This is a genomic window from Pseudomonas sp. SWI44, assembly GCF_002947915.1.
Lineage (GTDB): Bacteria > Pseudomonadota > Gammaproteobacteria > Pseudomonadales > Pseudomonadaceae > Aquipseudomonas > Aquipseudomonas taiwanensis.
In genome coordinates this window covers 3,444,364-3,465,936 of sequence record NZ_CP026674.1, presented here as the reverse complement: position 1 = coordinate 3,465,936, position 21,573 = coordinate 3,444,364, and the positions used below count along the sequence as shown (strand labels likewise).

Genomic DNA, 21,573 nt, shown 5'->3' with positions numbered 1-21,573 from the left:
GTGCAAGCCGGCCCCTCCAGGCTCAAACCAGCACGGTCCAAAGCGCGAAGCACGCGTACCACAACACGGCGGTGCGCAACAGCAGCTCCCAGAGGCTGTCCAGACGGCCAAGCCCACGCTGACTGTCTTCCTCATCGGGAATGTCGTCGGCAACTCGACCCACCCGGGTCACCAGGTGCGCGGCACTGATGTGCCAGTTCAACAGTTCGTGCAGCATCACACGCATCACGGCAACGAAATTGCCCACCAAGGCGAAGCTCACGGCGATGATCCGCACCGGCAGCCAATCCATGACATGTCGCAGTCGCTCGGCGCTGGCCTTCAATGCGGGCTGACCGCTGTGCGCGATGCTCAGCGACAACAAGCGGTAGGCCAGCGCGGCAGCGGGGCCGAGCACGAAATACCAGAAGATCACTGCGAAGAAGCTTTGATAGGCCTGCCACAGCAAATACCCCTGAACCTGCACCAGCAAGGCCCGAGGCTCCTCGGCAACCAGGCCCAGGTCCCGCTCGGCCACATGCAACGCGGCCTGCTCGTCGCCCCGGCGCCAGGCGTCACGAAACGGCCCCAGCGCAGCCTTGGCATCTCCCCGGCCCAGACTGTAGATCAGCACCAACAGGTGCACCGGCATGGCCAGCAGGCCATAGGCCACAGGCTCCAGCACATGCAGTAGCAGGGTCAGCAGGATGACCGGTGCCAGCACCAGAATGGCCAGCGTCCACCAGGGATGGACCTTGCCGCTGCGCTCCAGGCGCACCAGCTCTCCCAGGAAAAAGCCATCGCGCTGCAGTCGATGACGCAAGGCCGAAAACTTCTCGACCCAGAGCACCAGCACCAACACCAGAAAACTCATGCGTTCTCCTCGTTTTCCTTGACAGCTTTTCGGTAGCGGGGCCAGTCGAATGCCGGCCCTGGATCGGTCTTGCGTACTGGCGCGATGTCGCTGTGACCCTGGATCCGTGCCAGGTCGATGGCCGGCCAGGCGCGGCGTATCTGTCGCGTCAGTTGCTCCAATGCAGCGTACTGGGCATCGGTGTACGGTAGGTCGTCAGTGCCTTCGAGCTCGATGCCAATGGAGAAGTCGTTGCAGCCTTCACGCCCATCGAACGACGACACACCCGCATGCCAGGCGCGATCGAGCAGTGACACGAACTGGGTAACGGCGCCATCGCGCTCGATGAACAGGTGCGCCGATACCGTCAGGTGGCAGATGCCTTCGAAATAAGGGTGCGCCTTGGGATCGAGCTGGTTCTGGAAGAATGCCTGGACATTGCCCGTGCCAAAGCAGGCAGGCGGCAAGCTGATATTGTGGATAACCAGCAGGGAAATCGACTCACCTGCAGGGCGCGCGTTGAAGTTCGGCGAGGGGCAATGGGTCACGCCGTCGAACCAGCCTGTCGCACGGTTCAGTTGCATGGGGAGTTCCTGAATAGCAGGGGTTACCCGCGCAGTATGCCCTGCCACCGACACCGGGTGCATGTAAATCATTGTGACGATTGGCCAGCGGGCCGTTTCAGTGGGCGTGTTGCTGCCGCAAGCGGTCCAGGACAGTCTCGAGCGCCCGCTCGAACAGCTGGCCGTCGTCCAGCAAGCGGGCTTCTCCATGGCGCAGGGCTTGTGCCAGGCCCGCCGTGCTCCACTCGCGCGCTTTCATTCCGGTGCGGTTGGCGAACACCAGGCGGTCAGTGCCGTCGATGCGCGCCACCAGCTTGCAGCGCAGCGGCTCCTCGTCATCGAACACCTCGACCCAGCTGCCGATACGCAGGCGCTGGACCTGCTGCATGTGCATGGCCAGGCCATCGGACTGACGCAAGGGCGCACAGGCCGGTTCTTCGGCAATCGCCAAGACGATGTCGTCGCCGACCAGCACCTCTGCCAAGGCCGGATCGTCGTCGACTGTAGACGGCTCTCCCCCGGCGCAAGCACGCAGGTGCAACCGCTCCAGGGCAAGGAAGAATTCGCGAGTGGCGGCCGAATCCTGCGCCACGCCCGCCAGGCCGTCGCGCAGGGCCTTGAGCAGCCCCGGCACCTGCTGCAACAGGCGCTCACAAGCCCGCGGCCCGTGGTGGGGGGCAATACTGGCCAGCAATGCGTCCAAGGTTGCCAAAGCGTTGACCCAGGCCAGGGACGCCTCGCCTTGCTTGAGCCATGCCAGCATCATCACCTGGCTCCATGACTGCACCAGCATCTGCACCACCACCTGCGGCCATACATGCCCGCGCAAGCGCTGATTGAGCGCCTGCTGCACCTGCTGTCGGGCCTGCAGGGCACGCGCACGGCCTTCCTCGGCATCGCGGGTGCGCTGCTCAAGCAGTTCGTTGCGTCGCCGTTCGTCCTGGTTGAACGTCACGAAGTCTTCCAGCAGTTCGGCAAACAGACCCACGTCGTCGGTGAAATCGTTCAGCAGCCGCTGGACGATGCGCTCCACACGCAGATGCAGGCTGTCGCGCAGGCCCTGCGCATGGGCATCCCAGCCGAACGAGGCAGCGGCCAATTCGTTGAGCAAGCGCCGCACGGGATGGCTGGGCCGGCTGAACACGCCCTTGTCGAGCAGCGCGACCTTCAGCACCGGTATATGCAAACGGCCCAGCAATGCGCGCAGGGATGGCGGCAAGTTGTCGTCAGCCAGGATGAAGTCGAACAGCAGGCCGACGAGGTTGATCATGTCTTCGTCGGCCGTGGCGATACGCCTGCGGGTACCGCTGCGAACACTGACACGCAACAACAGCTGCTCGAGCTGCTGGCCAAGGACGAAGTCCTCAGGCTCGTAGGTGGCCGGTACGTACTGTTGAAGGTGCGACAGCAGGCGCAACAGGTCGGCGGTGCTGATCGGATGGGCAGTCGCCACCGCTTGCAAGCGCGGCGCGAACCGCCCGCGTTCGGGTGCCAGCAGGCCTTGCAACGAATCGAAGAACGCCTGACCGGCCGCATTCTGGCCGGTAACATCCTCGCGGACCTCGGCTGCCAACGCACGCCGGGATGCCCGTTGCCGATCTTCTGCCCGGCGGCGCGGCGCAGGCTGCAGGTCGGGCAGCACGCCTGCCGCGGCGAGCAACTGGTTCGCCTCGCCATATAGCACGTCGATGTCACGCAGAACGTAGCGTTCGAACAACTTCAACAGCACCAGCTTGACCCGCAGCCCGACCCCCAGGCTGCGCCCGGCGTCGAGGAAGTAGCCGCACAGCGCGCCAGGCTCCAGCGGGTTGTGCCAGTCGTCCAGCGCATGGCCAAGCAAAGTCTGGAACCGAAGGTTCAGTTGCCCCAGCGCAAGGCCATCGCGCGACAGCACCCGCGCGATCATGCCATCGACCGCGGCGGCCCGCTCCAGCTGCGCCTGCCCGCGCGGGCTGTCAGGCTGACTGAGGCCAGCCAAGGGGTCGACCCGGCCCAGGCGCGCGAAGGCATCGTGGTAGATATCGAGAAAACCGCGCTCGATGCTCTTGCGCTTGAGCCGCAAGTCGCGCATCGCTTCGAAGTACAGGTTCTGGTCGAAACGCTCAGCGGCCTTGTCCGCCATTTCGAAAAGGGTGTCGTCGGCATTGTCGAACAAGTCCTGCAGGGCCTGGCGCAACTGCAAGGCAGCTTTGTCGCGTACCTGCAGCAGCAACATGGGGAGGCAAGGCAAAGGCGTACGCACGCCACGATCGATGGCCGCCGCCAAGGGCACCACCTTGCCTTCTTTTTGCATCCCTGACTCCTTGCTGGGTGTTTTCAAGTCTTAGCGCGAAAATCGTCAAAGCTATGACGCCAAATATTGGTCGATATTATCGGTAAAAAAGCGGGCCTCTGCCAGCATCCATTGCATCGCAGGGTAAAGACCATGGGTTGAAGCGAATGCTCGGCGCACCTGACCAAAGGTCACCTGCAAGGCGGCTGTACACACCGTCCCCCTGCCCTATAATCGCCGGCACCTAGCTTGTGGAGCCGAACATGCCGAACCTACGCCTCGCCGACCTGACTGCCGAAATCGAAGCCAATGTGCGCCGTGCGCTGCTGGAGGACATCGGCAGTGGCGACATCACCGCACAGCTGATCCCGGCCGAGCGCCTGGCCAAGGCCACCATCATTACCCGCGAAGACTGCGTGATCGCCGGCACTGCCTGGGTCGATGCGGTGTTCCGCCAGCTCGATCCGCGGGTGGCCGTGCACTGGCAGGTTGCCGATGGCGAGCGGGCCAAGGCCAACCAGGCCTTGTTCCACCTCGAAGGCCCGGCACGCTCGCTGCTAAGTGGCGAGCGCTCGGCGCTGAACTTCCTGCAGATGCTGTCGGGTGTCGCTACCCGCGCGCAGGCGCTGGCCGACAGGGTGAGCGATACCCAGGTACGCCTGCTCGACACCCGCAAGACTTTGCCCGGCCTGCGTCTGGCGCAGAAATATGCGGTCACCTGTGGTGGCTGCTACAACCACCGCATCGGTCTGTACGACGCCTTCCTGATCAAGGAAAACCACATCGCCGCCAGTGGTGGCGTCGCCGAAGCCGTGGCGGCGGCGCATCGCATCGCTCCGGGCAAGCCGGTGGAGATCGAAGTGGAGAGCCTGGACGAGCTGCGTCAGGCACTTGATGCCGGGGCCGATATCATCATGCTCGACGAACTGACCCTGGACGAGATGCGTGAAGCGGTGCGGATCACGGCGGGCAAGGCGAAGCTCGAAGCCAGCGGCGGGGTGAACGAGAGCACGCTGCGGGTGATTGCCGAGACGGGCGTGGACTACATCTCGATTGGTGCGATGACCAAGGATGTGAAGGCGGTCGACCTGTCGATGCGGTTGAGCCTGTAAGAGGCGGTTGAGCCTGTAAGAGACGGTTGAGCCTGTAAAAAGTCCAGATACGAAAAGGGGGCTGCCTAGCAGCCCCCTTCCGGTTCGGTCGTGAAACGCCCTGCGATCAGTGCGAGGCGTTTGCCAGGCCATCCAGGTAGCGCTCGACGTCCAGCGCTGCCATGCAGCCTGCGCCGGCCGAGGTGATGGCCTGACGGTAAACGTGGTCTGCCACATCGCCGGCCGCGAACACGCCCTCGACATTGGTGGCGGTGGCGTTGCCGTCACGGCCGCCGTTGACCACCAGGTAGCCGTCCTTGAGGGTCAGCTGGCCTTCGAACAGCGAAGTGTTCGGGGTGTGGCCAATAGCGATGAACACGCCGTCGACCTTGATTTCGTCGCTGCTGCCATCGTTGTTCTTCAGGCGCGCACCGGTGACGCCCATGTTGTCGCCCAGCACTTCATCCAGCGTGGCGTTGAGCTTGAGCTCGATCTTGCCTTCGGCGACACGGGCGTTGAGCTTGTCGACCAGGATCTTCTCGGCGCGGAAGGTATCGCGGCGATGCACCAGGGTGACCTTGCTGGCGATGTTGGCCAGGTACAGCGCCTCTTCCACGGCAGTGTTGCCACCGCCCACCACCGCTACCGGCTTGTTGCGGTAGAAGAACCCGTCGCAGGTAGCGCAGGCAGAAACGCCTTTGCCCATGAAGGCTTCTTCCGACGGCAGGCCCAGGTAACGAGCGCTGGCGCCGGTGGCGATGATCAGTGCGTCGCAGGTGTACTTGCCGCTGTCACCTTGCAGGGTGTAGGGCTTGTTGGCCAGGTCGACGGCATTGATGTGGTCGAAGACGATTTCGGTCTCGAAACGCTCGGCGTGCTCCTGCATGCGCTGCATCAGGGCTGGGCCGGTCAGGCCGTGGGGGTCGCCCGGCCAGTTGTCGACTTCGGTGGTGGTGGTCAGCTGGCCACCGGCCTGCATGCCAGTGATCAGCAGGGGCTTGAGGTTGGCGCGGGCGGCATAGACCGCGGCGCTGTAACCGGCAGGGCCGGAACCGAGAATGATGACGCGCGAATGACGTACTTCGGACATGTCGAACTCCTGTCGAGCCGGCCGCACAGGGCCGGTATCGGTGTACCAGCTGCGCAGCTGAAATTAAAAGGACCTACGCAACACTTGGGGAAGTGCTACATCGCGCAGGCCCGAAACCTGAAAAGTTGAGCGCACTGTAGCGAGGTCGCAGAGATTAAGGAAATATCCTTCGACAATCCACCTCATAGGCATCCTCTATACCCCAATTTCGACGAAGGAAAACACCTGGCGCTTTTGTTACAGCCGGTTTCCCAACCACCGTCCGCCTTTCGTCGGCGCCGCAAACTCGGTAAGGTCAGCGCGTTTTCCCTCTGTGCGGAGTGTCCCGATGCAAGCCCCTGTCCTTTCCGGTCCCCAGTACCTTCGCGAAGGGTTGAAACTGGTGCTGAGCCCGAACCTTCGGTTATTCGTGCTGCTGCCCCTGGCGGTCAACCTGCTGCTGTTCGGCGGGCTGATCTACTTCGCAGGCCATCAGTTCAGCCTCTGGGTCGACGCCCTGATGCCGACCCTGCCTGAGTGGCTGAGTTTTCTGACATACATTCTATGGCCACTGTTCGTCGCCCTCGTGGTGTTGATGGTGTTCTTCACCTTCACCATGCTGGCCAACGTGATCGCCGCGCCGTTCAACGGTTTTCTCGCCGAGAAAGTCGAAGTGGTGGTCCGCGGCCAAGACACCTTCCCGCCGTTCAGTTGGGGCGAGCTGGTGGCGATGGTGCCGCGAACCCTTGGCCGCGAAATGCGCAAGCTGGGCTACTTCCTGCCACGGGCCATCGGTCTGTTCATCCTGTCGCTGATCCCGGTGGTCAACGTGATAGCGGCGCCACTGTGGCTGATCTTCGGTGTGTGGATGATGGCCATCCAGTACATCGACTACCCGGCGGACAACAACAAGATGAGCTGGCAGGACATGCTCGCCTGGCTACGTAGCAAGCGCTGGCAGTCGCTGGGCTTTGGCGGCATCACCTACCTGGCGCTGATGGTGCCGCTGGTGAACGTGCTGATGATGCCGGCGGCGGTGGCGGGGGCTACGTTGTTCTGGGTGCGCGAGCGTCATTGAGCTCAAGGCGCCGCAAAGCGGCGCATCGCCGGCAAGCAGGCTCCTGCAAACCGCACGGGAGCCGAGCGCCTGACTCAGTGGCTGAGCTGGCTGGAGAACTGCCCCACCGCATCCACCACTTTCTTCGCCCCTTCCTGAATCTCGACGATCACCCCACCGGTATCGGCCGCCAGCGCCAGCCCCTGCTCTGCCTGGCGCTTGCTGGTGTCGATGATCTCTACCGCGGCCTGGGCAAGCTGCTCGTTCTGCTGCACGACCCTGGCGATCTCCTCGGTGGCGGTACTGGTGCGCGAGGCCAACTGACGCACTTCGTCGGCTACCACGGCAAAGCCTCGGCCCTGCTCGCCTGCGCGGGCTGCCTCGATGGCGGCGTTGAGGGCCAGCAGGTTGGTCTGGCCAGCGATGTCGCTGATGGTCTTGATGATCGAACCGATCACCCGCGACTGGGTGTCCAGCGCCTTGATCCCTTCGGCAGCCTCCTGCATGGACGTTTCCAGGCCCCGCATCACGCTTACCGACTGGGTCACCACGTCAGTGGCCTTGCGCGCGCTGGAGTCCGTCTCCAGCGACGTGTTGTAGGCAATATCGGCCGCCTGGGCCACCGCCAGTTCCTGATTGACCTGGTCGGTGATCACCGTGGCGAACTTCACGACTTTGTACAACACATCCTGGGCGTCGAAGATCGGGTTGTAGGAAGCTTCCAGCCAGACCACCCGACCGTGGGCATCGACACGCTTGAACCGGTCGGCCACGTATTCGCCACGACGCAGTTTTTCCCAGAATGCCTGGTACGCCGTAGAGTTCGCTTCTTCCGGCTCGCAGAAAATACGGTGGTGCTTGCCACGCACTTGCTCAAGGCTATAGCCCACCGACTGCAGGAAGCGGTCGTTGGCCGTTAACACATAGCCATCGAGGTTGAACTCGATCACGGCAGTGGAACGCATCAGCGCGTTGATCAGGCTCTCGTGCTCGCGCGACGTTTCGATGGTGCGGGTCAGGTCGCTGGAGTGCATGGTGAAATGCTTGATCCGCCCATCGCTGCCCTTGACCGGCTGCAGGATCGAACGCAGCCAGGCCTCCTGGCCGTTGCCACGCAGCAGCCGGAAAGCGCCGTTGAGGTGTTCGCCACGGGTGATGGCGTTCTTCATCCGCTCATAGAAATCAAGCTTCTTCACGTGCGCGGGGACGATCTCTTCGATATTGCGTCCTATCAACTGCTCGCTGCGGTACAGCATCTCGCTTTCGAAGTTGCTGTTGACCGCGTCGATGCGTCCCTGGGGGTCGAGCTGGAGCACGAGCATCTCGCTGTCGAGGCTGCACTTGACCTGCTCGATGGACAACAGGTCCTCGCGCAACTGCTGGATTTCTTTCTTGAGCTTTCTGTTGAACATCACCGCTCTCCCGGAGCGCGACCCATGATGGAATGCATCTGCATCGGCTACAGGTCCACGGTTCTTGAGCACTTTGCAACGAAATATTCACAGCGCCGGCGTCGCCGGAAATCAGGCGTCATCCGTGCGTCACTTCATCGTCACATGAGCGCAATGAAGCAGGCGGAAACTTTTTGTCATGAATATGCCAGCCCTTCGCATCGCCCTTGTCAGTGAAACCTTCCCACCCGAGATCAACGGTGTGGCCAATACCCTTGGCCACTTGAGCGAAGGGCTTCGGCAACGCGGCCATCAGGTGGAAATAGTACGGCCACGCCAGGCCGGTGATGGTCGTGACGAAAGTGACCAGGACCTGCTGCTGTGTCGAGGCTGGGCCCTGCCCGGCTACCCTGGGCTGCAATGGGGCGAAGTATCGATGCATACCCTGTGGCGCCGCTGGCGCAAACTGCGCCCGGACGTGCTGTACATCGCCACCGAAGGGCCGCTGGGGCTCAGCGCCTTGCGCGCAGCGCGGCGCCTGGGCATCGCGGTCGTCAGCGGCTTTCATACCAACTTCCCACAGTACTCCGGCCAGTACGGGCTGGGCTTGTTGGCACGGCTGCTGACCCATTACCTGCGCTGGTTCCACCGGCGCACCGCCGCCACACTGGTACCCAGTGCCAGCCAGCAGCTTGAACTCGAGCGCCGGGGGTTCGAACGCCTGGCATTGATGGCCCGGGGCGTCGATGCCTGCCTGTTCAACCCGGCGCGACGCAGCCAGGCGCTGCGCGACAGTTGGGGGCTGGGGCCCCATGACATTGCCGTCCTGCATGTCGGGCGACTGGCCGCGGAAAAGAATCTCGGCCTGCTGCGGCCCTGCCTGCAAACCTTGCAGAACACTTATCCACAGCTGCGCCTGCGCCTGGTGGTGGTGGGTGACGGCCCACAGCGAGCAACCCTCGAGCAGCAACTGCCGGAGGCCGTCTTCTGCGGCGCGCAACGAGGCGAATCCCTGGCCGAACACTATGCCAGTGGCGACCTGTTCCTGTTTCCGAGCCTGACCGAGACCTTTGGCAATGTCGTGCTCGAAGCGCTGGCTTCCGGCCTGGCGGTGGTTGCTTATGACGAGGCCGCCGCCGCCCAGCACATTCGCCATGGTCACAGCGGCGCCCTGGCCATGCCAGGAGACCAGGCCGCCTTCATCGACGCTGCCTGCTGGTTGCTGGAAGAGCACGAAACCCTGCGCCGTGTGCGCCTGAACGCTCGCCAGCATGCCAGCCGTCAGGGCTGGCCGGCGATTGTCGAGCAGTTCGAGGCGCACCTGCAAAGCGCCTGCAACCAGGCGCTAGCGACAGCCCCTGCGCTGACGATCAAGCCAGGGTCGACAATGCCTCGCGGCTAAAGGGCAGTACCTCCGTCTCACGCCCCTCGCGGACCTTGAGTGCCCACTCGGCATCCACCAGCAGCGCCCTACCCACTGCCACCAGGTCGAACTCTTCATCGCCGAGGCGACGCAACAGCCCTTCGAGGCTGGCCGGCTTGGCCACTTTGTCGGTGTCGACCATGAACTGCAAAAACTCCCCCTCCAACCCGACGCTGCCCACGGTGATGGTGGGCTTGCCGGTGAGCTTGCGGGTCCAACCCGCCAGGTTCAGTTCAGAGCCTTCGAACTCAGGCTCCCAGAAACGTCGAGTTGAACAGTGGAAGATATCCACACCGGCTTCGGACAACGGCTTGAGGAAAGCGCCCAAGGCCTCCGGGGTGTCTACCAGTCGTGCACTGTAGTCCTGCTGCTTCCACTGCGAGAAACGCAAGATGATCGGAAAGTCCGGGCCGACCGCGGCGCGTACTGCCTGGATCAGCTCGATGGCGAACCGCGAACGGGCGGCCAGGTCGCCGCCGTATTCATCCTCGCGCTGGTTGCTGGAGGCCCAGAAGAATTGGTCGATGAGGTAGCCATGGGCACCGTGAATCTCCACCCCATCCATGCCAATGGCCTGGGCATCGCTGGCGGCCTGGGCGAAAGCGCTGATTACCTCACGGATATCGTCATGGGTCATTCCATGCACCAGCACCTGGCCGTCTTTTACCTTCTCGCTCGGCCCGTAGCCCGGCACACTGGCATCTGGCTCGGTACCCAGGCGGCGTACCGCGCCCACGTGCCAGAGCTGCGGCACGATGCGCCCGCCTTCGGCGTGAACCGCATCGACCACCTGTTTCCAACCCGCCAGGGCATCCGCGCCGTAGAAACGTGGAACGTTGGGGTAGCCATTGGCCGCCCGGTGACCCACTGTGGTGCCCTCGGTGATGATCAACCCCACACCTGCGGCCGCGCGGCGGCGGTAGTAATCGACGACGCCATCGTGAGGAACGCCACCCGGGCAGAAGGTCCGGGTCATGGGGGCCATGACGACGCGGGTCGGCAACTGCAGGGCGCCGAAGGTAAAGGGTTGGAACAGCGGGTTGGTTGACATGGGGGCGCGTCCGTCTGGGGAGGAATTGCGCCTGAGGTTAGGGGGAGAGGAAGGCCTGGCCCAGTATTATTGATCTGGGTGATTCTGGGGTATCGCCGGTACCGGCCTCATCGCCGGCGAACCGGCTCCCACAGGACCTGCGCGGTCCTCTGTCGGAGCCGGCCTGCCGTCGATGAAGACTTCAACCCAGCGCTTTCTCGATGGCCTGCACCACGGACGGATCATCCGGCGCGGTACGCGGTGCGAACCGGGCCAGCACACGCCCGTCCTTGCCCACCAGAAACTTTTCGAAGTTCCAGGTGATATCCCCCGGGAACTCGGCGCCCTCGCCCGCCAGCAGGCGATACAACGAGTGACGTTGCGGCCCGTTTACTTCGAGTTTGCTTCCCAAAGGGAAGCTCACGCCGTAATTCAGGCTGCAGAACGCCTGAATCTCCTTTTCGCTGCCCGGTTCCTGGCCGGCAAACTGGTTGCATGGCAGGCCAAGCACGTTGAAACCTTTGTCCTTGTAGTCCTGGTAAAGATTCTCCAGGGCTTTGTACTGCGGCGTCAGACCACACTTGGAGGCAACATTGACCACCAGCACCACCTGGCCCTTGAACGGGGCCAGGGGCAGGTCCTCGCCGTTCAACGCCTTCAACGTCAGGTCGTGAAATGCACTCATGATAAATCCCCTCTGAGGTTCCTGATTGCCGCTGGGGCGAAACCCGCCCACTAAAAAGGCGCTCGTTCAAGCCGTCCACCTTCCGTTGGGAAGGCTGGTCGGCTTGCCCGAGCGCCTGGCGACTTTCTGAGCTTAGCGCAGAAAATCAGTGGTGATGGCCACCTTCACCATGGATGTGACGGTGAGCGATCTCTTCCTCGCTGGCGTCACGCACGTCGACGACCTTGACCTTGAAGTTCAGGCGCTGGCCAGCCAGAGGGTGGTTGCCGTCGACAGTGACGTCATCGCCGTCGATGTCGCGGATGGTGACGATCTGCATCTGGCCGTCCGGCGCCGAAGCGTGGAACTGCATGCCGACTTCCAGCTCGTCGACGCCTTCGAACATGCTGCGGTTCAGGGTGCTGACCAGCTCGGCCAGGTATTCGCCGTAGGCTTCTTCCGGCTCGATGGCAACGGCCAGCTCGTCACCGGACTCTTTGCCTTCCAGGGCTTTTTCCAGGCCCGGGATGATGTTGGCGGCACCGTGCAGGTACACCAGCGGCGCGCCGCCGACGGAGCTGTCGATGACCTCACCGGCGTCGTTGGTCAGGGTATATTCGATGGAGACAGCCTTGTTGGCGGCGATCAGCATGGGGGCACGACCTTTTGCAAAAGTATGTAGAGGACACCAGTGTAACCAAGGCACCGTCCGAATGCGAACGCACCGCGGACCAGGAGCGGCCCATCAGTCGGATCACCGGCTTTCACCAGGACGAAGAAGGCCACTGGGTGGTCGAGCTTTCCTGCGGCCATACCCAACATCTGCGCCACCAACCCCCTTGGCAGGCTCGCCCGTGGGTGCTCGACGCCGGACAACGGCGACAGCACATCGGACAGGCTTTCGCCTGCGGCTGGTGCGCACAGGGGGCCGATAGCGCTACCCTTGGCCGTTGATTCCTTGCACCGCTTATTTCGAGAAGCACGCATGCAGACATTTTTCATTGCGCCGACCGACTTTGGTGTCGGCCTGACCTCCATCAGCCTGGGCCTGGTGCGCACCCTGGAGCGCGCCGGGCTGAAGGTGGGTTTCTTCAAGCCCATTGCCCAGCCTCATCCGGGCGATACCGGCCCCGAGCGCTCCAGCGAGCTGGTGGCCCGCACCCACGGCATCAAGCCGCCTGTTCCGCTGAGCCTGGCCCATGTGGAACGCATGCTCGGCGACGGCCAGCTGGACGAACTGCTGGAAGAGATCATCCGGCTTTACCAACAAGCTTGCGTCGGCAATGACGTGGTGGTGGTCGAAGGCATGGTGCCAACCCGGCATGCCAGCTATGCTGCGCGGGTCAACCTGCACCTGGCCAAGAGCCTGGACGCCGAAGTGATCCTGGTTTCGGCGCCGGAAAACGAAGTGCTCAGCGAGCTCTCCGGCCGCGTCGAGTTGCAAGCCCAGCTGTTCGGTGGCCCACGCGACCCGAAAGTGCTCGGGGTGATCCTCAACAAAGTGCGAACCGATGAGAGCATGGCCGAGTTCGCCACGCGCCTTCGCGAGCATTCGCCCCTGCTGCGCGGCGATGACTTCCGACTGCTCGGCTGCATTCCCTACCAGCCCGAGCTCAATGCCCCGCGCACCCGCGACGTGGCCGAGCTGCTGGGTGCGCAAGTGCTCAACGCCGGCGACTACGAGCAGCGGCGCATGAACAAGATCATCATCTGCGCCCGCACAGTGGCCAATACCGTCCCCTTGCTGACGCCGGGCACCCTGGTGGTCACGCCAGGCGACCGTGACGACATCATCCTCGCAGTGAGCCTGGCGGCGATCAACGGCGTCCCCCTGGCCGGGCTGTTGCTGACCAGCGACAGCAAGCCAGACACCCGCATCCTTGGCCTGTGCCATGGCGCCCTGCAGGCTGGCCTGCCGATCCTGTCGGTCAGCACCGGCTCGTACGACACCGCCAACCAGCTCAACTCGTTGAACCGCGAGATACCGGTGGATGACCGCGAGCGCGCCGAATTCATCACCGACTTCGTGGCCAGCCACCTCGACGCCGCTTGGCTGCACCAGCGTTGCGGTACCCCGCGCGAGCTGCGCCTGTCACCCGCGGTGTTCCGCTACCAGTTGATCCAACGCGCCCAACAAGCCAACAAGCGCATCGTGCTGCCCGAAGGTGCCGAGCCGTTGCTGGTGCAGGCGGCTGCCATCTGCCAGGCGCGCGGCATCGCCCGCTGCGTGCTGCTGGCCAAACCCGAGGACGTCGAGGCGGTAGCCCGCGCGCAGGGCATCAGCCTACCGGCGGACCTGGAAATTCTCGACCCGGAACAGATTCGCGGGCGCTATGTCGAACCGATGGTCGACCTGCGCAAGAGCAAGAACCTCAATGCGCCCATGGCCGAGCAGCAACTGGAGGACCCGGTCGTGATCGGCACCATGATGCTGGCACTGGATGAGGTCGACGGCCTGGTTTCTGGCTTGGTGCACTCCACCGCCAACACGATCCGCCCTGCCCTGCAACTGATCAAGACCGCCCCGGGCGCCAGCCTGGTGTCCTCGGTGTACTTCATGCTGTTCCCCGACCAGGTGCTGGTGTACGGCGATTGCGTGATGAACCCGCACCCCAGCGCCAGCGAACTGGCCGAAATTGCCCGGCAGAGCGCCGAATCCGCGCAGGCGTTCGGCATCGCGCCACGGGTTGCGATGATCAGCTATTCGAGCGATTCGGCGAGCGATGATGAAGTGGAAAAAGTGCGAGAAGCGACACGCCTGGCACAGAGCGTCGAACGTAACCTGCTGATTGACGGCCCGCTGCAGTACGACGCGGCAGCCAACCCCGAGATCGCCCGTCAGCTGGCACCGCAAAGCCCAGTGGCCGGGCGTGCCACGGTATTCGTATTCCCCGACCTGAATACCGGCAACACCACCCACAAAGCGGTGCAGCGCAGCACCGACGGGGTCAGCCTGGGACCTATGCTGCAGGGGTTGCGCAAGCCGGTGAACGACTTGCCGCGTGGAGCACAGGTGGACGATATCGTGCACACCATTGCCTTGACGGCGATTCAGGCCAGCGTGGTGCGCTAGAGAGAAGGGGCTGCATGGCAGCCCCGGATCAAGGCCGCTGCGACAGTGGTTGAAGACACTGCGCAGCAGCCCCTATCTCAATCAAGGGTACTGCTGAACCTGCCCCTGCTGGTCATACTGCTGGCCAGGAATCGGCTTCAGGTTGACCTCGACACGGCGGTTCTGCGCCCGGCCATTGGCATCGGCATTGCTGGCGATCGGTTGGTCCGGGCCCATACCGCGCACCGTGACGCGCGAGGCATCGACACCTTGGGAGGTCAGGTAGCTGCTGACTGCCTGGGCACGGCGCTGGGACAGGTCCATGTTGTGCTGGCGGCTGCCGGTGCTGTCGGTGAAGCCAACCACTTCGATGGTGTTCTGGTTGAACTGCTTGAACGAACTGGCCAGGTTGTTCAGCGGTGTGTAGAAGCTAGGGGCAATGTTCGCCGAATCGGTAGCGAAGGTAATGTTGCCAGGCATGATCAGCTTGATCTGGTCACCCTGACGCTGAACCTCGACGCCGGTGTTTGCCATTTGCGCGCGCAGCGCGGCTTCCTGCTTGTCGGCGTAGTAGCCATAGCCTGCGGCAGCGGCACCGACGGCGGCTGCACCGATCAACGCACCCTTGCCACGGTTGTTGTGGTCGATGGCGGCACCGGCGATAGCACCGGCCAGCGCGCCCAAGCCACCGTACTTGGCGGTTTTGCTCATCCCGGTGGAGCCCTGCGCCTGACCCTGGCTGTCATAGGGGTTCTGGTTGGCACAGCCGGCCATCAGGGCCGCGGCGGTTGCGACGATAATCAGACGACGCATGGTGAACATGGACAAGCTCCTACTGAAATTCATGTGTACGGCAGAGCGCGAATGGATCTTCGCCAGCCTTGGATGGGTAATTTACGGAAAAATTCCATGAAAGGCTTTTCATGATGGCTCACGCCCGCACGAAAGGGTTCTCGCGCATTTCGTCGCCCAGGCGTGTGTCAGGGCCGTGGCCAGTCACCACGATGGCCTCTTCGTCCAGGCGATACAACCGTTCCTTGATAGAGCGCACGATGGCCCGCTGATCGCCACCCCACAAATCGGTGCGGCCAATTCCACGGCGGAACAGGGTGTCACCGGCTACCAGCAGCTTGGCCTCGGCGAACCAGAAGCTCATCGAACCCGGCGTGTGTCCCGGGGTGTGCAACGCCACGCCACAACCGCAGGCCAGTTCCTCGTCGTCCCCAAGCCAGCGGTCTGGCGAAGGCACTGGCGTGTAGGGCACCCCGAACATCTGGCACTGCATTTCCAGGTTGTCCCACAGCGGCTGGTCATCCTTGTGCAGATGCAGGGTGGCGCCAGTCAACTCCTTGAGCTTGCCTGAGGCAAGGAAATGGTCGAAGTGCGCGTGGGTGTGAATGATGCTCACCAAGGTCAGGCCATGGGCCTGCAGGCGGGCGAGAATCTTGTCCGGGTCACCCCCAGGATCGACCACGATGGCTTTTTTGCTGACAGGGTCGCCGATCAGCGTGCAGTTGCACTGCAGGGGGCCGACGGGGAACGTTTCGCGGATGAGGGTGGTTTGCGGGGGCATCTGGCTACCGGGCATGTCCGAGTATGTTTTGGGCGATTCAGACGAGAGCCTACCATCAGTTCTGTAGTGAGGCGCAGATCGAGCGCCGCCCGCGCAGCGCATCGCGATGCAAGGCTCGCTCCTACGTTTGTTTCGGGCCAGTCATGGCTACGGGATTTGCGCGCGACCGCTTTGGTGCACGGCGCGAAACCGAGTCTTACGAACAAGGCGGTCGCGCGTGTCTGCCACTGGTGTTACTGGCCAAAAAAACGTAGGAGCGAGCCTTGCTCGCGATGCGCCGCGCGGGCGGCGTTCGCATTCATAGGCGCTAAAAATACATGCGTACGCCAATACCCTCAACGCAATTCACCACCAGCCTCAAGGCAAATACAACCGGAACAACCCACCGCCAAGCGCCCCGCCATTGGCAATCTCGATCCGTCCGCGTACGCCATTGCGTTCATGCAGTGCCGCAATCCTGGCCGCGAAGTAAAGACCAAGCCCGGTGCTGCCACTCTGCGGGTCGATCCCTTGCACATAGTCCAACTGCCGTTCGAGCATGCGTGGCGGGTAACCCGCGCCATCGTCGTTGACGCTTATCACCAACTGCTCACCGTCTTCCTCGATGCTGATCAGCAGCGCATGGCCGGCATAACGGATGGCGTTGGTGAGCACATTGGCCACCACCGTGGCGACCAGTTCGCGGTCGAAAAAACCCAGCGGGTTGTCGCTGTCGATACGCCAGGTAGCGAGGATATCGCGGTGCTTGAGCACCTCCTCGTGAGCGGCGAGCTGGGCCTCGATGAAGTCGTCCAGCTCGTGGTAGTCCGGGCATACCGGCAACTGGTTGACGCCCAGTTTGTAAAGGCCCAGCAGCTGCACCAGCATGCCGTTGAGATGACGAAACTCATGTTCCATGACCCCTTGCTCGGACCCGCCGCGCAGCTCCTCGGGCAAGCGCGCCAGCCACTGGTCGTGTGCCTGGATCAACGCTGACAGCGAGTTCTTCACGTCATGCACGGTGGAGGCGATCACCGTGGAGAAATCCAGCCCCTGGTTGTCCTGGTTCATGCGCCGAATATCCGAACGTGCAATTTGCGATAGCGGTCGTAGCGGCTATCGCTGGCGGGGATGCCGGCCACGCTGTTCAGGCAACTGCGGCACTCTTGCATGATGTCGGGCGATGGCGTTTCACCCCCGATGCGCAACAACGCCTGGGCCGTGTTCAGCGCGATACTGATGTTCTTCGGTTGCAGCCCCAACGCCTTGCGGAACATCTCCAGCGCCTCGTTCAACTGCCCGCCCTGGTAACTGCGCACACCCTGACGGTTGAGGTCGACAGCCTCGGTGACAGCGCCAAGCACCGCCGGGTCGTCAGTCAGCTTGGCGACGCTTTGCATGACCTTGGGGTCGTCGCCATAGGTTTCCACGCAACCTTTGAGAATGGCGCCGCCCGCTGCCTCCTGGCCAAGCGCTTGCAACTGCTTGGCCACGGTAAGGGCAGCCTCGACCGAGAAGAACTGCTCCATCTTGTCCAGACGCTGCATGGCTTGCTCAGTCAACTTGGCGGCGGTTTCGGCATCACCTGCCTGCTGCAGGCTGGCGGCCTTCATCAAGCGGGCGCGAACCTGCAGACCCTGGTCCTCGACGTTCTCCTTGGCCACCTCGCTGAGCACGGTATTGATCTCGACGCGAGTACGCGCATCGAGGCCAAAACCCGCGTTCTTGTTCATCAATGCCTGAACCAGGCCAAGGTTGCTTTCGGCATCCTTGTAGCGCGAGCTCTGCCCCTGGTTCACCGCATGCCGATAAGCCTTGGAGGCACTTTCGAAATCTTCGTTGCTCAACGCCAGCTTGCCCAGGGCCGCCTGACGCCTTACCGCGAGGGGCGACAGGCGCACGGCTTCTTCCAGCATGTGCTGGGCACGCTTGGTTTCGCCTTGGGCGACCAGCACCTCGGCCATGCCGTCGTACAGCGCCGGCATGATCGGGAAGGCTTTGAGCGCCTGCTCATACACGCCCTGGGCCTGGGCATGCTGACCACGCTTGTGCAGCAGGCTGCCCAGCGCCGAGTACGCCCACGGCTGCGGTCGGCTGGCGAGAATGGCCTTGAGGAACTTGTCCAGCTCGTCGAAGCGGCCGAGATCGCGCAAGGCATCGGCCCGATAGCGCAGGCACAGCGGGGCGAAGCGCGGATCCTGCTTGCACAGCTCGGCGCACGCGGCCAGCACTTCGGCCGGACGACCGCGGTCCAGGGCCTGGAGTATCGGCTTGAGCAGGGTCTTGCGCTGCACCAGCTTTTCCAGGCGCTGAGCCAGGCCAACGCGGTTGAACGGCTTGGTCAGGTAGGCATCGGGCTCATGTTCGATCGCGCTGAGCACGATGGCTTGGCTGCTTTCGGCCGTCACCATGATGAAGACGCACTCGTGGCTGATCAGCTTGTCGAGGATCAGGTCCTCCAGCACCTGCTGGCCGTTCTTCTTGCCGTCGCCCAGGTGGAAGTCCTGGAGGATAAAGTCGTAGCGCTTCTGCCCGCACATGCGGATGGCCTGCTCGCCACTGTCGGCGGTGTCCACATCACGCACGCCCAGTTCGCGCAGCATGGAACGGGTCGACGTGCGAAAGTCGGTGAAGTCGTCGACGATCAGAAAGCTTTTTTGCCCGTACTGCAGCATCAACACGACCTGTCTTGGGATAATTGGAAAATGGCGCGTGGCGATGCATACCGCCGATTTTTTTATCGGCAGCACTTCAGGAAAGATGAGCCCGGAGAACGCGACGCCCAATTAATGGCACTGAGCCATCATTTTACAAGGCGACAGCCTGCAGAACCAGCTTCAGGCCAGCAGGCCAAGGGACTTGGCCTTGGCCACGGCCTGGGTGCGCCGCTCTACCCCCAGCTTGCTGTTGATATGACTGGCGTGGGTCTTGACGGTGTGCAAGGAAATGAACAACCGCTCGCTGATCTGCTGGTTGGAACAACCTTGGGCGATCAGCTCCAGTACGGCGAGCTCCCGGCTGCTGAGGGCTTCAGCATTGCCAGCGCTGGCCAGCGGCAGTTCGGGTAGACGCGCAAGCAATTGGGCCTGGGCATAACCGCCTGCATTCACCAGCAACTGTTCGCGCAGCCAAAGCGGATGCGCCTCGATCAAGCGCTGGAAGGGCTGCAGAATGCCACCTTGAGCCGCCGTCAGCGCCTTGGGCAACAGGGCCGAGGCCTGCGCCTCCAGCCCCTGCTCCAGCAGCAGGGCCATCCACTGGCACAGCGCAAACACCGTCAGCATCATCCCGCCGCTGGCCTGGCCTCGCTCGACCAGGCTCGAAAGGCGCCGCACCGCCTCTTCGCTGCGCGATTGGATACGCTCGAGCAGCGCCTGCTGCAGCTCGATGTGCAGTGGCAGCAAGGGGTGGAATTCCGGGGGCGCCGCCGCATGCTCGCCACCGTAGGTCTGGCCCAGCCGCAGCAACCAGGACTCGGCAAGGTCGGTGCGCCCCTGGGCCAGCCACAATTCACATTTCACCAAGGTGATCATGGCCAGGTAGTAGATCGGCGGCACGTCCCAGATGTGCATCAACCGCTCTGCCTCGGCCAGCTCGGCGAACGCTTCGGCAAACTGGCCTTCGCGGCCATCGAGCGAGGCGATCACGCAGTGCCCGATCAGTACGCTGATATCACGACAGGCGCGCGCTTCGCCGAGCCCCGCCCGCAAACGCGCCCGGCCCTGCGCCGGCTGCAGGTTCGAAGCGAGCAGATATCCTTCATACAGCGTCAACCGCGCGCGCACGGCATAGAGCCGCTGGCCCGACAGCCCTTGCAGACGCTGCAACCCCTGGCGAACTTCATCCAGAGCCCGCAACACTTCGCCACGGGCATGCAGGACACGGGCACGGTCGTAATGAGCAAGCGCCTCGAACAACGGGTTACCGACCCGCTGGGCCAGCTCCAGCGCCTCGCGGTTCCAGCCCCTGGCACGCCAGAAGTCGGAATCGGCGATGGCCAGGTTGGAGAGCGTCGAAAGGCATACCAGGCGCTGGCCATAGCGTTTGTTCGGCAGACTCTGCAACGCCTCGCCGCAGTAAGTCAACGTGCGCTCACGGTCACCACGCCCCCGGGCGATCACACCGCTCAGCGCCAGCCACTGGGCCAGCATGGACTTTTGCGCAGTGGCCGATGGCGCAGGCAGGAAGCGGCTCAGATACCCCGCCAGTTCCTCCGCGGCATCCAGCTGACAGGCCAGCCCCAACGCCCAACTGTACAGCACGATCAGCCGCGGCGTGCTGATCAGCAGGCTGTCCGGCAAGTCCATCTTCCAACGCAGCAACATGCCGACATTCTGTTCGGCCAGCAGTTGTTCTTCCGACAGGCTCTGCACCAGATCGGCAGCCACATCCAGGTGGCCGGCGCGCAGGGCTTGCTCCACCGCTTCATCCAGCAGGCCTTGGGCCTCGAACCAACGACAGGCACGCAAGTGCAGTTGCGCCAGCGGTTCACTGGCCTGGCGACTGCGCAGCAGGTCCGAGAACAGGTGGTGGTAGCGGAACCAGTGGCCGTGCTCGTCCAAAGGCACCAGGAACACCTGGTGAGCCTGCAGGTAACGCAGGATCGTGGCGCTGTCTTGACGCTCGCGCAGGGCATCGCACAGCGAAGCGCAGAATCGCTCCTGGCAGGCGGTGTCGTACAGGAACGTCTGCACATCGGCCGGCAGGATGTCGATCACTTCTTCCAAGAGGTAGTCGCGGATCAGCCCCTCGCCGCCATGCAGGGCCTGGGGTAAGGCATGTTCATCGCCGGACTCGCTGGCCGCCAACTGCCAGAAGCGCAGCCCGGCCACCCAGCCATCGCTGCGCTGGATCAGGTTGTCCAGGGCCTGGCCACGCAGCCCAATGGGTTGCCGGCCAATGACCGCCAGCGATTCATCAGGCGTAAGTCGTAAGTCCTGCTCGTTCAGTTCCACCAGTTGCCGCGACAGGCGCAGGCGCGCCAGGTGCCAGTCTGGTCGTTGACGGCTGGTGATCAGCAACACCAGCCCATTGGGCAAATGATTGAGGAAAAACTGCAAGCACCGGTCGAGTACCGGCCCCTGCGCCAGGTGATAGTCATCCAGCACCAGCAACAACGGGGTGTCGGGTTGCAGGTACAGCGCCAATTCGTCGAGCAGGCCGTCGATCCACTCCTCGAACGCGAACGGCTGATGGCGCTGGCGCATTTTCAGCAGCCCCATGGCCTGGCCACCCAGCGCCGGACAGAACTGCTGGAGGCCTTCGAGCAACCGTTCGAGGAAACGCCCAGGATCAGCATCGCGGCGGCTCAACCCGAGCCAGAGGCTACGCCAGTGATCGGGCAGTGCCTGGCTGAACTCGACGGCCAGGGAGCTCTTGCCGAACCCGGCCGGGGCATTGACCAACAACAAGCGCCCCGCCAACCCTGCATGCAGGCGCTGGCACAAGCGTGGGCGCGGTACATGGCCCTCCGGCAGCGGTGGCCGGAAGAAACGCCCGTCCAGCAGGCCCAAAGCCTGGCTGGCGAATCCATTCATACGGGACAGATCTGTCATGGCCGGCTCGTTCTAGTTGGAA

16 protein-coding genes and 3 pseudogenes are annotated in these 21,573 nt (G+C 63.2%); 5 read left to right on the top strand and 14 right to left on the bottom strand.

Annotated features, from left to right (window positions below; genetic code table 11):
- Positions 1–22: 22 nt before the first annotated feature.
- The 3 genes from ampE to C4Q26_RS16365 all read right to left on the bottom strand — a co-directional run bounded on the left by ampE (position 23) and on the right by C4Q26_RS16365 (position 3,688).
- The gene (gene ampE / locus C4Q26_RS16375; RefSeq protein WP_104883318.1) at positions 23–853 is read right to left on the bottom strand and encodes a regulatory signaling modulator protein AmpE; all 831 of its coding nucleotides are present in this window, start codon (positions 851–853) and stop codon (positions 23–25) included.
- Positions 850–1,416, bottom strand: a complete 567-nt coding sequence (gene ampD / locus C4Q26_RS16370) for a 1,6-anhydro-N-acetylmuramyl-L-alanine amidase AmpD (RefSeq protein ID WP_023382305.1) — start codon at positions 1,414–1,416, stop codon at positions 850–852. The genes ampE and ampD overlap by 4 nt, the downstream gene beginning before the upstream one ends.
- A gap of 97 nt (positions 1,417–1,513) precedes the next feature.
- Positions 1,514–3,688 carry a DUF1631 domain-containing protein gene (locus C4Q26_RS16365; RefSeq protein ID WP_027907451.1) on the bottom strand — a complete coding sequence of 725 codons (2,175 nt, stop codon included), beginning with the start codon at positions 3,686–3,688 and terminating at the stop codon, positions 1,514–1,516.
- 242 nt (positions 3,689–3,930) lie between these two features.
- Between C4Q26_RS16365 and nadC the strand changes: the two genes are divergently transcribed.
- Positions 3,931–4,779, top strand: coding sequence for a carboxylating nicotinate-nucleotide diphosphorylase (gene nadC, locus C4Q26_RS16360; RefSeq protein ID WP_027907452.1), 849 nt, complete (start codon positions 3,931–3,933; stop codon positions 4,777–4,779).
- A gap of 106 nt (positions 4,780–4,885) precedes the next feature.
- Here the strand turns inward: nadC and trxB are convergent, their stop codons facing one another.
- Positions 4,886–5,848 carry a thioredoxin-disulfide reductase gene (gene trxB / locus C4Q26_RS16355; protein ID WP_023382308.1) on the bottom strand — a complete coding sequence of 321 codons (963 nt, stop codon included), beginning with the start codon at positions 5,846–5,848 and terminating at the stop codon, positions 4,886–4,888.
- 328 nt (positions 5,849–6,176) lie between these two features.
- Here trxB and cysZ point away from each other — a divergent pair, with 328 nt between their 5' ends.
- Positions 6,177–6,905 carry a sulfate transporter CysZ gene (gene cysZ / locus C4Q26_RS16350; RefSeq protein ID WP_023382309.1) on the top strand — a complete coding sequence of 243 codons (729 nt, stop codon included), beginning with the start codon at positions 6,177–6,179 and terminating at the stop codon, positions 6,903–6,905.
- A gap of 74 nt (positions 6,906–6,979) precedes the next feature.
- Here cysZ and C4Q26_RS28840 read toward each other — a convergent pair.
- Positions 6,980–7,396 (bottom strand): annotated as a pseudogene (locus tag C4Q26_RS28840) (methyl-accepting chemotaxis protein); the annotation flags it as partial.
- A 177-nt stretch (positions 7,397–7,573) separates the two neighbouring features.
- Positions 7,574–8,206, bottom strand: a pseudogene (locus C4Q26_RS28835) (PAS domain-containing protein); the annotation flags it as partial.
- Between the two features lie 268 nt (positions 8,207–8,474).
- On the opposite strand from C4Q26_RS28835, the gene C4Q26_RS16340 reads away from it, so the two are divergent.
- Entirely contained in the window at positions 8,475–9,677 is a 1,203-nt protein-coding gene (locus tag C4Q26_RS16340; RefSeq protein ID WP_027907453.1) for a glycosyltransferase family 1 protein, read from the top strand.
- Here the strand turns inward: C4Q26_RS16340 and C4Q26_RS16335 are convergent.
- The 3 genes from C4Q26_RS16335 to C4Q26_RS16325 all read right to left on the bottom strand — a co-directional run bounded on the left by C4Q26_RS16335 (position 9,646) and on the right by C4Q26_RS16325 (position 12,044).
- Positions 9,646–10,749, bottom strand: a complete 1,104-nt coding sequence (locus C4Q26_RS16335) for an NADH:flavin oxidoreductase (RefSeq protein ID WP_023382312.1) — start codon at positions 10,747–10,749, stop codon at positions 9,646–9,648. The genes C4Q26_RS16340 and C4Q26_RS16335 overlap by 32 nt on opposite strands.
- A 181-nt stretch (positions 10,750–10,930) precedes the next feature.
- Positions 10,931–11,413 (bottom strand): glutathione peroxidase, encoded by a 483-nt coding sequence (locus C4Q26_RS16330; protein ID WP_023382313.1) that lies wholly within the window; start codon positions 11,411–11,413, stop codon positions 10,931–10,933.
- Between the two features lie 145 nt (positions 11,414–11,558).
- Positions 11,559–12,044: a peptidylprolyl isomerase gene (locus C4Q26_RS16325; RefSeq protein WP_023382314.1), complete on the bottom strand. Its 486-nt coding sequence runs from the start codon at positions 12,042–12,044 to the stop codon at positions 11,559–11,561.
- Here C4Q26_RS16325 and C4Q26_RS28830 point away from each other — a divergent pair.
- Both C4Q26_RS28830 and pta read left to right on the top strand, forming a co-directional pair.
- Positions 12,013–12,346 (top strand): annotated as a pseudogene (locus C4Q26_RS28830) (DUF3565 domain-containing protein). The gene C4Q26_RS16325 and the pseudogene C4Q26_RS28830 sit on opposite strands and share 32 nt — an antisense overlap.
- Positions 12,347–12,377: 31 nt before the next feature.
- Entirely contained in the window at positions 12,378–14,465 is a 2,088-nt protein-coding gene (gene pta, locus C4Q26_RS16315) for a phosphate acetyltransferase (RefSeq protein ID WP_104883317.1), read from the top strand.
- An 81-nt stretch (positions 14,466–14,546) separates the two neighbouring features.
- Here the strand turns inward: pta and C4Q26_RS16310 are convergent, their stop codons facing one another.
- The 5 genes from C4Q26_RS16310 to C4Q26_RS16290 form a co-directional block, all read right to left on the bottom strand.
- Positions 14,547–15,266, bottom strand: coding sequence for an OmpA family protein (locus tag C4Q26_RS16310; protein WP_023382317.1), 720 nt, complete (start codon positions 15,264–15,266; stop codon positions 14,547–14,549).
- Between the two features lie 109 nt (positions 15,267–15,375).
- On the bottom strand, positions 15,376–16,017 hold the full coding sequence (locus tag C4Q26_RS16305) for an MBL fold metallo-hydrolase (RefSeq protein WP_041925550.1): 642 nt from the start codon (positions 16,015–16,017) through the stop codon (positions 15,376–15,378).
- A gap of 357 nt (positions 16,018–16,374) precedes the next feature.
- A complete protein-coding gene (locus C4Q26_RS16300) occupies positions 16,375–17,067 on the bottom strand; it encodes a sensor histidine kinase KdpD (protein ID WP_023382319.1) in 693 nt (230 codons plus the stop codon).
- Entirely contained in the window at positions 17,064–18,671 is a 1,608-nt protein-coding gene (locus C4Q26_RS16295; RefSeq protein ID WP_023382320.1) for a tetratricopeptide repeat-containing response regulator, read from the bottom strand. The genes C4Q26_RS16300 and C4Q26_RS16295 overlap by 4 nt, the downstream gene beginning before the upstream one ends.
- A 162-nt stretch (positions 18,672–18,833) precedes the next feature.
- Positions 18,834–21,551 carry a LuxR C-terminal-related transcriptional regulator gene (locus C4Q26_RS16290; RefSeq protein ID WP_023382321.1) on the bottom strand — a complete coding sequence of 906 codons (2,718 nt, stop codon included), beginning with the start codon at positions 21,549–21,551 and terminating at the stop codon, positions 18,834–18,836.
- Between the last annotated feature and the right edge of the window lie 22 nt (positions 21,552–21,573).